Source organism: Flagellimonas oceanensis (genome assembly GCF_003992595.1).
Classification (GTDB): Bacteria; Bacteroidota; Bacteroidia; order Flavobacteriales; family Flavobacteriaceae; genus Flagellimonas; species Flagellimonas oceanensis.
In genome coordinates this window covers 1-9257 of sequence record NZ_RZNA01000035.1, presented here as the reverse complement: position 1 = coordinate 9257, position 9257 = coordinate 1, and the positions used below count along the sequence as shown (strand labels likewise).

Here is a 9257-nt window from a genome sequence, read left to right as displayed (position 1 = left end):
AACGGTTCGGCTATGATTCCGTTGCGGAGAAATTCGGCAGAATTTCGAGGTATGGAATCAAGCCAGATATAAAAGTAGTGAATTTTGGGGTTGTACCTGTGCCGCAATGGATTATAGCCATTGTTGGCCGACGTGGCGAACGTGGACGTTGGAGTTTTGCCCGAAGAACACTTTGCGCGCTTGGCTTTTGTCTCCCGTTTTTTTTTGTCCGAGTTGTGTCCGACCACAGTTTTTTTCAGCGTGCAGCTTTTCAGTTCCGATCGTGCGTCCGAGTGAGTTCGGCATAACCATTTTTTTTTGCGCAAACCTGCTCCAAAGGGAGACAAAAGTGGGAGAGAAGCGGAGTTGTTTTTTTTAATAACCGCGCTGATTGGGTCCTGCTTGGTGGTTTTCCCGCTATGGCGGCCAACGGTCTCGTATAACCGTCAGTTACGGGATTAAAGATAATGTTTTTCGGTTAAGAACTGGCGTTAGCAATTCCGAGTGGATTCGGACGCAGTCGAATCCGCCGTAATTGCGGTTATACATTGTTGGCGGTAGTGTTTGTGTCTATTTACCAATTATTCTTTTTCTATGTTTTAAACCCCATTCTGCAATAGTATTAGTCAAATTTTTAAGTGTTGATCCGTATTCTGTTATTTCGTATTCCACAGTTACAGGTTGAGTATCTAATACGGTTCTTATAATGAGTTGATTCATTTCCAATTCTTTTAATTCTCGACTCAACATTCTGCCCGATATTCCTTTTACCTCTCGCAACAATTCAGAATAACGCATTTTTTTATAGCAAAGGCAGGCGATAATGGATATTTTCCATTTGCCATTTAGAATATCCATTACATCGTGAATTGCTAAAATAGTATGGCTACACTCTTTTATTGGTTCTATTTCTGGTTTCATAATAAGTTACTTGGTTACTCTAATGTTACTGTTATTTTTTGGATGTAAGTTACAAAAAGTAACCTTTCCATATTACTTTTGAATAATAATTTTAAAATGAAATAATAATGAAATTAATAGACGATTTAAAATGGCGATATGCCACAAAAAAATTTAGCAATAAAAAAGTCGAAAATGATGATTTAGAAAAAATAATAGAAGCAATAAATCTATCCGCGTCTTCCATTGGAATGCAAACGTACAGACTTTTTGTAATTGATAATCAAGGGTTGAAAAAAGAATTAGGCGAAGGTTCCTTTAATTCTCAAATAGCTGAATCTTCACATCTTTTAGTTTTTGCTGCATTTGATTCTATTGATCAAGAGACTATCAATAATTATATTGAATTTGTTGCTAAGGAAAGAGAAACACCAGTTAAAGATTTAATAGATTTTAAGAAAACAATTAGCGATTATTTATTATCTCGAACTGATGATGAAAATTTTATTTGGTCGGCAAAACAAGCTTACATTGGTTTAGGAACTGCATTAATCGCGGCGGCAACATTAAAAATTGATTCTACTCCAATGGAAGGCTTTGATGCAGATAAATTTGATGAACTATTAGGATTGAAAGAAAAAAAACTCAAAAGTGTAGTTATTCTAGCATTAGGGTATCGAGATGAAGAAAATGATTATTTGGCCAATCTGAAAAAAGTTAGACTACCAATAGAGGTTTTTTCAACAAAAGTGAGTTAACTGTGGATAAAGGATAAGCTACTTGAACAAAATCTGGTAGCTTTTTTTACATTATCGCCAACGGTTTGCGTATATGACTTGTGGCGGTTTTCGAAGTGCTTTCTTGTCGGCTTGCACCAAACTTACTTAAAAGCAAAAAACTTGAATTTACCACTTTCCCCGCCATAAGTTATATACGCTGTTAGCGGTTCGGTGTTTATCAAAAGTAATTTAGGTCTTTTATTTCCACCAAAAATCAAATACTTGGGTGGTATCTTTTAGGTAAACCACTTCGCCAATTTTTGGGGTTGCAATGTTTAGGTTTTCTGTTTTATTAAGCTGTGTTAGGGTTTCTAAAGGGTCGTCCCAATTGTGATTGGCCATTTTAAATTTAGAAGAGTGTGCAGGCAATATGCGCTTGGCTTTTAAATCTTTGGCAGCTTGTATAACGTCTTCCGGAAAATTGTGAACCGCTCGCCAAGCAGCATTGTACTGACCGTTATCTAAAATAGCAAAATCAATTGTTGCATATTTCTTCCCAATGGCTGCAAAATGACTATCGTAACCACTATCTCCACCTACATAAATAGTCATCGATGGTGATTTAATTAAAAAGGATGCCCAAAGGGTATTGTTGCGGGAAAATCCTCTGCCCGAAAAATGCCGAGCAGGCTCGCAATGAATGCTTAGGTCGGTGCCTTGTTGTGTGCTTTCGTACCAATTTAATTCGATGATTTTATCTTCGGGAACGCCCCACTTTTTAAGATGATTACCTACCCCTAAACCAACTATAAACTTTTCTGCCTTTTCTTTTAGATGGATTATAGTGGGGTAATCTAAATGGTCATAATGGTCGTGGGTAATGATAAGGTAATCGATTTTGGGAAAATCTTCTGCTTGATAAATATCCGTTCCCGCAAAGGCTTTGTTGGTACCGGGAACGGGAGATGCATTGCCGCTGAATACAGGATCTACCAAATAGGTTTTTTGGTCGAGTTGCATAAAATAACTGGAATGACCGAACCAAACAAGAACATTTTCCTCAATTGCTAAACTTTTCAAATCGGTTTTAATGGTAGGTAATGTTTTATCAGGAATAGGGTTAGAAGGTTTTTCAAATAGTTGCTCTTTTATCACTTGTGTCCAAGAATAATTAGGGGTAAGCATCGGTGTTGGACTGATATTTTGAAATTTACCATCCTTATAATTAGAGAGTTGTTCATATTTTTGCCTGTCATCTTTGGTTGGAGAAGCCCCAAATTTATCTTGTTGCATAAAAAGCCAAAGAGCAAGAATTAAAATGGAAACTATTACAATAAATACAATCATCACTTTTTTTAATTTTCGAAAAAACTTGTTCATCTTTTTTAGATAGAAAAATTTGATTCATTTAAATTCTTGAAAAAGCCAACACATCTAATCTTTTCCAGAAAGCTTATCACTATTTTCTTTTATTAATTTGCTAAAAACACAACGGGCAACTACTACGGGATTTTCTTGGTGGTCTTGAAAAAGTTGAATATCCACTTTAACGATGGTTTTCCCATCTTTAATCACTTGGGCTTTAGCTTCTATATCGCTGGAGGTTGCAGCGTGTAGATAGTCTATGCGCATATCAATGGTATTGAGTTTGTCTTTGGGAGATTGCAGCGTAGTAGCAGCTGCAGTGCCACCTGCTGTATCTGCAATAGCAGCTAAAAACCCTCCGTGCCAACGCTCTTGAATGAAATCTCCAATGAATTCGTTTTTAAAAGGAACGTGAAGATGTGCATAACCCGACTTCACTTCCAAAATTTTTATACCTAATAGTTGATTAGCAGGCATCAATTCTTCAATGCCTTTTTTTAATAACTCAATAAATTCTTTTTGCATATTTTATGGCTTTATTTGTCATTTAATTTGCCGGTTGCAAATAAATAAGACCGCAAGATAATTTTTTTAATGATTTCTTTTTCTTCTTCATTTCGAGGGGCATACACCATAATAAAATTATGAGTAAGATAGCCCATTTTGGCAACTGGGTGTAACTCACCCCAACCTCGGCTTATGACATATTCAGCATCTTTTAATGTTAGACCTAAGTGCATACTGCCATCGGGCACTGGATGAAAGTGAGCAAACTCATTTCCAATCATAAAGGCGTGACAATCATTGCACATTTTGTCGGAAGAGAGACACATAGCTTGGGCTCCGGGAACAGATATTTTGCTGAACTCTTTGTTGATTTCAGGAAGCGAGAATGCCCAATCCATTAGTGAATCAACGAGTTTACGGTCTTCGGGCTGTTGATTCAGCTGCATATGTGGGTTGCTTGGTGTAGTTTTGGGTTTAATCCCATTTCGTAAGGGAAGTTCAAAGGTGTTTTCGTTTATCATATTTTTAGGGATTGATTTTTCATATTTTGTTAATTGTATTTTTCCTTGATTGAAACTGACGCTAAATGAAGTGAAAATCAAAACGATTAATAGTAAGTACCAATAACAGGATACTGTCATTATTGTTTGATGATAAAACTCCTTTCCCCAAAAGCGGGAAGGGAAGACTCTGATTCAAAAAAGTAATGTATTTCATCTTTGGAATCCATCAACCCTAAACTATATAATACAGGCACAAAATGGTCGGGCGTAGGAGCTGCCAGTTTGCCTAATTTATGACTGTTTTGATAATTAATAATGTTAGAGATATTTCTTTTATCTATTTGTTCCTTAACCCAGTTATCATATTCCATCTCCCAACCATAGGGCGAACTATCATTGCTTTGCATTTTTTTCATAGCAAGTGGGAGATTGTGAATTAATGCACCGCTGCCAATGATGAGTACTCCTTTTTCACGAAGTGATTTTAATTGTTTTCCTAACTCGTAATGATATTCAGGTTTTGCATAATAGTCGATGCTTAATTGAAATACAGGCACGTCCGCTTCAGGAAACAAGTGCATAAGCATAGGCCAAGCTCCGTGGTCGAGACCCCAGTCGGTAGTTTCGCTAACCGATGGGATAATGCGTTTTACTTCTTTTGCAATTTCAGGGGAGCCTTTAGCTTTGTAAAATACATCATAATATTCTTTAGGAAACCCATAGTAATCGAAAATCTGTTGCTGTTCAGGCGATACGTTAACAAAAGTTCCTCTGGTACACCAGTGAGCCGAAACCACCAAAGCAGCTTTTACTTCATAATTTTTTTTCAATTCCTTTCCCAATTGAAATAAGGTATTCCAAAAGGTGCGTTCTTCTCTTGAAAGCGGAATATCCATAGGATTGCCATGCGAAGTAAATAAAACAGGCATCTTTTTTCCTTGAACAGGAAGTTCATCCGTATATTTTCTAAAGCTGCTTAAGGTATTCACAATTGTTAGTCCTAATGTTGCTAATATAAATTGTTTTCTATCCATTTTAAGTTGACTGTTCTAATACTGGATTTGATTAAGAAGGATTTCCACTGATTAGTCTTGTAAACATTTCAGGGGTTCTTAACCAAGCAGTTACCCAAATAAACAACAGAACGATGGATTGAAAAACGTAAGGCTCGTCATTGGCCATATGTACCAATATGGCACCTCCAAAATAAGCACTCAATAACAATACCCCTAAAACAGCAGTGCGAGGTATCAAAAACAACAATACACTTACCAATTCGCCCAAAGCTATGATGGTTATCATTGAGCCCAAGCCCCATTTACCGAAATTTTCAACCATTTCGGGGTTACCTATTAGCTTTTGGCTGGCACTCATTACTAATAAAGCGGTAAGCAATCCTGCCATTACCCAACCTGTAATTTTTCTTTTTTTGCTCATAATTTTTTGTTTTAAAATGTTTAAACTCTATTTTCATCTGCAGTCCAATTTTTTATGCTTTCTTTTATGGCTTTTGGACTAAGGTTTTCTTTGGCTGCTCGCTCTATCAATGCTGCTAATTCTTCATCTGATGCAAATCTAGTGGCAACCAGTTGTGCCATAGTTAATTTATCTTCTAATTCTTCTAATCTGTTGCCTGTCAAAATATAATAGCGTAATCGTAGTTCTGCTCTTATGGTTCTGTCTTGATTTTTTGTGGCATACAATCTAGCTATTAAAGAAGCGAGAAAAACACTTAAAGCTAAAATCAGAAAAAAGATTTTTTCAGTCAGACTGTGGTCAGAGAATAGCAATACAATACTCAATATCACCCCAACAAGTGTGAGCGGAGATAGAATAAAATGATGAAGTGGATTGTAACGGACGTGATTTTTAAAATTTTGCATATTCAATTATTTTTTGGTTATACTTTGTTTAAAATTATTTACAATGATGCTCTTTAGTTAAGGCAATTAGCTTTTGCAAGGTATGTTTCATCTGGTCCATTTCTTCTTGACTTATCCCTGAATGACTAATGGAGCAAGATAATTTTTCAGGTATGTAACTCGCCTTCTTTTTTAAATTTATTCCTTTTTCTGTAAGGCTTATCTCCACTACACGTTCGTCACTACTAGAGCGTTTCCTTGAAATAAAACCTTGACTTTCCAACCTTTTAAGCAAGGGAGTCAGGGTGTTGGACTCCAGCATTAGTTTACTGCCAATATCATTTACCGTCAGGTTTTGGTATTGCCAGAGCACCAACATCGTTAAATATTGAGGGTAAGTAAGCCCCAACTCGTTGAGCAGGGGCGTATAAAGTTTGGTTACCACTCTAGATGCTGCGTATATCGGAAAACAATACTGATTTTCAATTTCTAATTCAGCAGAATTTTTCATTTTTAAAGAATTTTTCGCAGGTAACTTTCCATTTTCTCCGGCTTGGTGGTAGGAGCAAATCGTTTGACCGGCTTTCCGTTTTTATCAATGACAAATTTGGTAAAATTCCATTTGATGTTGCTACCTAAAATGCCTCCAAGTTTGGATTTTAAATACTTAAAAACGGGGTGAGCATTGGGCCCATTGACTTCTACCTTGTCGAACATAGGAAAACTTACCCCGTAATTAATTTCGCAAAATTCACTAATCTCATTGGCTGTGCCTTGTTCCTGCTTTCCGAATTGGTTGCAAGGAAATCCCAAAATAACCAACCCCTTGTCTTTGTATATTTTATACAAATTTTCCAATCCCTCATATTGTGGGGTAAGTCCGCACTTGCTAGCAGTATTTACCACCACTATGGTTTTACCTTCAAACTCTTTCAAAGAAATGGTTTCTCCGTTGAGTTTTTTTGCCTCAAGTTCAAATAAGCTCGCTTCCATTTTAATTACTTTTTAGTTGGAAAATAAGTTTTGAAAAAGGCTTTCATATCCTTCCAAGAAGCTTTGTCGGCAGCTTCATTGTAGGAAATGGGAAGGTTGAATTTTTCCCCGGTAGCTGTAGATGCTTTATTGGTAAAAGCGTGTGTGGCATCAGCATAAGACTTAAACTGGTAGGTAATGTTGTTGTCTTTCATTTGTTGATGAAAATTATCCACATCAGCTTGCGGCACAAACGAATCACTTTCACCGTGGCAAACCAATACTTTGGTGTTTTTCATTGCAGGACTAGCTTGAAAGCCGCTTAGTCCACCGTGAAAACTAACCACAGTTTCTAATGGTACCCCTAAGCTGGCAGCAAAAAGCGAAACCGTTCCGCCAAAGCAATAACCTATGGCACTTACTTTTGAAGCGTCCACCTGTTGTAGTTGAACTACAGCATCATAAGCCGCCTGCATCCGACTTTTTATCAGGTTAGGATCCCCATAAAACCTTCCGGCATTGGCCTGGGCATCGGCAGGGTTTTCTACGACCAATCCATTACCGTACATATCCACCGCCATAGCTACATAGCCTAACTCTGCCAACATTTTAGCACGATTTTTCACATAGTCGTTCAGCCCCCACCATTCGGGCACTACTAAAATGGCAGGTTGTTTTCCCTTTTGCTTTGCAGGATAATAAACAACGCCATTGAGTGTAACCTCGCCATCTTTATAGGTAATTTCTTCAGTTTTAACCTTGCTTTTTACATTTTCTTTGCTGTTTTGGGCAGTCAGAGTTTCTACACTAAAAAGGAGTGTAAAAAGCAATAAAATGTATGTTTTAAAATTTATCGTATTCATTCTGTTTGGTTTTTAAATTTTATAAAAAGAAATCTCCATTGGCTCTATCCATAGCTGTAAACTGCAACATCCAATAAGGATAAATAGGGTTTAATGCTGTTAGCTCATCCAGGATTTTAACATCTTCTGCATCCATTTCCCAGGTAGTAGTTTTGATGTTGTCTTCCAACTGGTGAGGCTTGGTAGCTCCAATAAGTACGGAAGTTACTCCGGGTTTTCTCAAAAGATAATTTAGGGCTGCTTGTGCTATAGAAGCCTTGTGTTTGTTGGCAATTTTTTCCAACTCATCAACAATAGCATAGCCTTTTTCCGGATCGATTTGAATAAAATTCTGCTCTTCATTGGTTCTTCTTGCTCCTTCCGGCATTGGCTTGTCTTTTCTGTATTTACCGGTTAAAAATCCGCCTCCAAGTGGCGACCAAGGGGTAAAGGCTAGTTTTTGATCCAAGCAAAGCGGTATCAATTCATATTCTACATCTCTGGATATAAGTGAATAAATGGCTTGCAATGAGACGGGTTTTTCCCAATGATTTTTTTCAGCGGTGTTGATAAACTTCATTAGCTGCCAAGCCGGGAAGTTACTTACCCCATAATATCTAATTTTTCCTTGTGAAACGAGGTCATCAAGGGTTGAAATGGTTTCTTCAAAAGGAGTAATTGGATCGTAACTATGAAGTACATAATGGTCGATATAGTCGGTACCCAATCGTTTTAAACTGTTGTGACAACTCTCGATAATGTGTTTTCTGGAAAGGCCCACATCATTAATTTCTTTACTCATTCTACCGCGGACTTTGGTAGCAATGATGACATCCTTTCTTTTGTCTTTCACTGCTTTTCCTAAAATATCTTCCGATTGGCCGTGAGAATAAACATCAGCAGAATCGAAGTAATTAATGCCAGAGTCTATGGCGATGTCCACTAATCGCTTGCTATCTTCATAGCCTAGAGAACCTACCACACTCCAGTAGCCACTGCTACCAAAACTCATCGTTCCCATACAAAGTTCTGAAACTAAAATTCCTGAATTTCCTAATTGATTGTACTTCATAGTGATTTAATTTAAAGTGAATGATAAATATTTAAGTGTAAAAGTGTATCTTTGAAGATTAAATCGCAAGCGATATATTTTGTTTTAACAAATTTTAGGATTTTGAAATTTTTTACACTGACCGCTAACGGTTCGGCTATGATTCCGTTGCGGAGAAATTCGGCAGAATTTCGAGGTATGGAATCAAGCCAGATATAAAAGTAGTGAATTTTGGGGTTGTACCTGTGCCGCAATGGATTATAGCCATTGTTGGCCGACGTGGCGAACGTGGACGTTGGAGTTTTGCCCGAAGAACACTTTGCGCGCTTGGCTTTTGTCTCCCGTTTTTTTTTGTCCGAGTTGTGTCCGACCACAGTTTTTTTCAGCGTGCAGCTTTTCAGTTCCGATCGTGCGTCCGAGTGAGTTCGGCATAACCATTTTTTTTTGCGCAAACCTGCTCCAAAGGGAGACAAAAGTGGGAGAGAAGCGGAGTTGTTTTTTTTAATAACCGCGCTGATTGGGTCCTGCTTGGTGGTTTTCCCGCTATGGCGGCCAAC

General features: G+C 37.6%; 14 protein-coding genes. 1 reads left to right on the top strand and 13 read right to left on the bottom strand.

Annotated elements, in window-relative coordinates:
- Together EO132_RS19470 and EO132_RS09260 are read right to left on the bottom strand one after the other, a co-directional pair.
- Positions 1-227, bottom strand: a 227-nt coding sequence (locus EO132_RS19470; RefSeq protein WP_205780348.1) for a hypothetical protein, incomplete at its 3' end; no start/stop codon positions are given.
- A gap of 322 nt (positions 228-549) precedes the next feature.
- Positions 550-900, bottom strand: a complete 351-nt coding sequence (locus EO132_RS09260; RefSeq protein WP_127137574.1) for a winged helix-turn-helix transcriptional regulator — start codon at positions 898-900, stop codon at positions 550-552.
- A 107-nt stretch (positions 901-1007) separates the two neighbouring features.
- Between EO132_RS09260 and EO132_RS09255 the strand changes: the two genes are divergently transcribed.
- Positions 1008-1637 (top strand): nitroreductase family protein, encoded by a 630-nt coding sequence (locus EO132_RS09255; RefSeq protein WP_127137573.1) that lies wholly within the window; start codon positions 1008-1010, stop codon positions 1635-1637.
- Positions 1638-1856: 219 nt separating this feature from the next.
- Here the strand turns inward: EO132_RS09255 and EO132_RS09250 are convergent, their stop codons facing one another.
- The 11 genes from EO132_RS09250 to EO132_RS19465 all read right to left on the bottom strand — a co-directional run.
- Entirely contained in the window at positions 1857-2978 is a 1122-nt protein-coding gene (locus EO132_RS09250) for an MBL fold metallo-hydrolase (RefSeq protein ID WP_127137572.1), read from the bottom strand.
- 54 nt (positions 2979-3032) lie between these two features.
- Positions 3033-3488 carry a PaaI family thioesterase gene (locus EO132_RS09245; RefSeq protein WP_127137571.1) on the bottom strand — a complete coding sequence of 152 codons (456 nt, stop codon included), beginning with the start codon at positions 3486-3488 and terminating at the stop codon, positions 3033-3035.
- A gap of 11 nt (positions 3489-3499) precedes the next feature.
- The gene (locus tag EO132_RS09240) at positions 3500-4111 is read right to left on the bottom strand and encodes a luciferase domain-containing protein (RefSeq protein ID WP_205780347.1); all 612 of its coding nucleotides are present in this window, start codon (positions 4109-4111) and stop codon (positions 3500-3502) included.
- Positions 4111-5007 carry a dioxygenase family protein gene (locus EO132_RS09235; RefSeq protein WP_127137570.1) on the bottom strand — a complete coding sequence of 299 codons (897 nt, stop codon included), beginning with the start codon at positions 5005-5007 and terminating at the stop codon, positions 4111-4113. Before EO132_RS09235 ends, EO132_RS09240 begins: the two co-directional genes overlap by 1 nt.
- Before the next feature lie 31 nt (positions 5008-5038).
- Entirely contained in the window at positions 5039-5410 is a 372-nt protein-coding gene (locus tag EO132_RS09230) for a DoxX family protein (protein ID WP_127137569.1), read from the bottom strand.
- 20 nt (positions 5411-5430) lie between these two features.
- Positions 5431-5856: a DUF6526 family protein gene (locus tag EO132_RS09225; protein ID WP_127137568.1), complete on the bottom strand. Its 426-nt coding sequence runs from the start codon at positions 5854-5856 to the stop codon at positions 5431-5433.
- Positions 5857-5890: 34 nt separating this feature from the next.
- Positions 5891-6346 carry a MarR family winged helix-turn-helix transcriptional regulator gene (locus EO132_RS09220; RefSeq protein ID WP_127137567.1) on the bottom strand — a complete coding sequence of 152 codons (456 nt, stop codon included), beginning with the start codon at positions 6344-6346 and terminating at the stop codon, positions 5891-5893.
- A gap of 2 nt (positions 6347-6348) precedes the next feature.
- Complete coding sequence (locus tag EO132_RS09215) at positions 6349-6828, bottom strand: glutathione peroxidase (protein WP_127137566.1); 480 nt, start codon at positions 6826-6828, stop codon at positions 6349-6351.
- A 5-nt stretch (positions 6829-6833) separates the two neighbouring features.
- A complete protein-coding gene (locus EO132_RS09210) occupies positions 6834-7670 on the bottom strand; it encodes a dienelactone hydrolase family protein (protein WP_127137565.1) in 837 nt (278 codons plus the stop codon).
- Between the two features lie 19 nt (positions 7671-7689).
- Positions 7690-8721 (bottom strand): aldo/keto reductase, encoded by a 1032-nt coding sequence (locus EO132_RS09205; protein ID WP_127137564.1) that lies wholly within the window; start codon positions 8719-8721, stop codon positions 7690-7692.
- Between the two features lie 11 nt (positions 8722-8732).
- Positions 8733-9257, bottom strand: a 525-nt coding sequence (locus EO132_RS19465; RefSeq protein WP_205780346.1) for a hypothetical protein, incomplete at its 5' end; no start/stop codon positions are given.

Excerpts from the sequence above, each read along its gene's own strand:
- EO132_RS09250 (WP_127137572.1), bottom strand. The coding sequence starts at position 2,978 with ATGAACAAGTTTTTTCGAAAATTAAAAAAAGTGATGATTGTATTTATT.
- EO132_RS09255 (WP_127137573.1), top strand. The coding sequence starts at position 1,008 with ATGAAATTAATAGACGATTTAAAATGGCGATATGCCACAAAAAAATTT.
- EO132_RS09260 (WP_127137574.1), bottom strand. The coding sequence starts at position 900 with ATGAAACCAGAAATAGAACCAATAAAAGAGTGTAGCCATACTATTTTA.
- EO132_RS09225 (WP_127137568.1), bottom strand. The coding sequence starts at position 5,856 with ATGCAAAATTTTAAAAATCACGTCCGTTACAATCCACTTCATCATTTT.
- EO132_RS09245 (WP_127137571.1), bottom strand. The coding sequence starts at position 3,488 with ATGCAAAAAGAATTTATTGAGTTATTAAAAAAAGGCATTGAAGAATTG.
- EO132_RS09235 (WP_127137570.1), bottom strand. The coding sequence starts at position 5,007 with ATGGATAGAAAACAATTTATATTAGCAACATTAGGACTAACAATTGTG.
- EO132_RS09230 (WP_127137569.1), bottom strand. The coding sequence starts at position 5,410 with ATGAGCAAAAAAAGAAAAATTACAGGTTGGGTAATGGCAGGATTGCTT.
- EO132_RS09240 (WP_205780347.1), bottom strand. The coding sequence starts at position 4,111 with ATGACAGTATCCTGTTATTGGTACTTACTATTAATCGTTTTGATTTTC.
- EO132_RS09210 (WP_127137565.1), bottom strand. The coding sequence starts at position 7,670 with ATGAATACGATAAATTTTAAAACATACATTTTATTGCTTTTTACACTC.
- EO132_RS09205 (WP_127137564.1), bottom strand. The coding sequence starts at position 8,721 with ATGAAGTACAATCAATTAGGAAATTCAGGAATTTTAGTTTCAGAACTT.
- EO132_RS09215 (WP_127137566.1), bottom strand. The coding sequence starts at position 6,828 with ATGGAAGCGAGCTTATTTGAACTTGAGGCAAAAAAACTCAACGGAGAA.
- EO132_RS09220 (WP_127137567.1), bottom strand. The coding sequence starts at position 6,346 with ATGAAAAATTCTGCTGAATTAGAAATTGAAAATCAGTATTGTTTTCCG.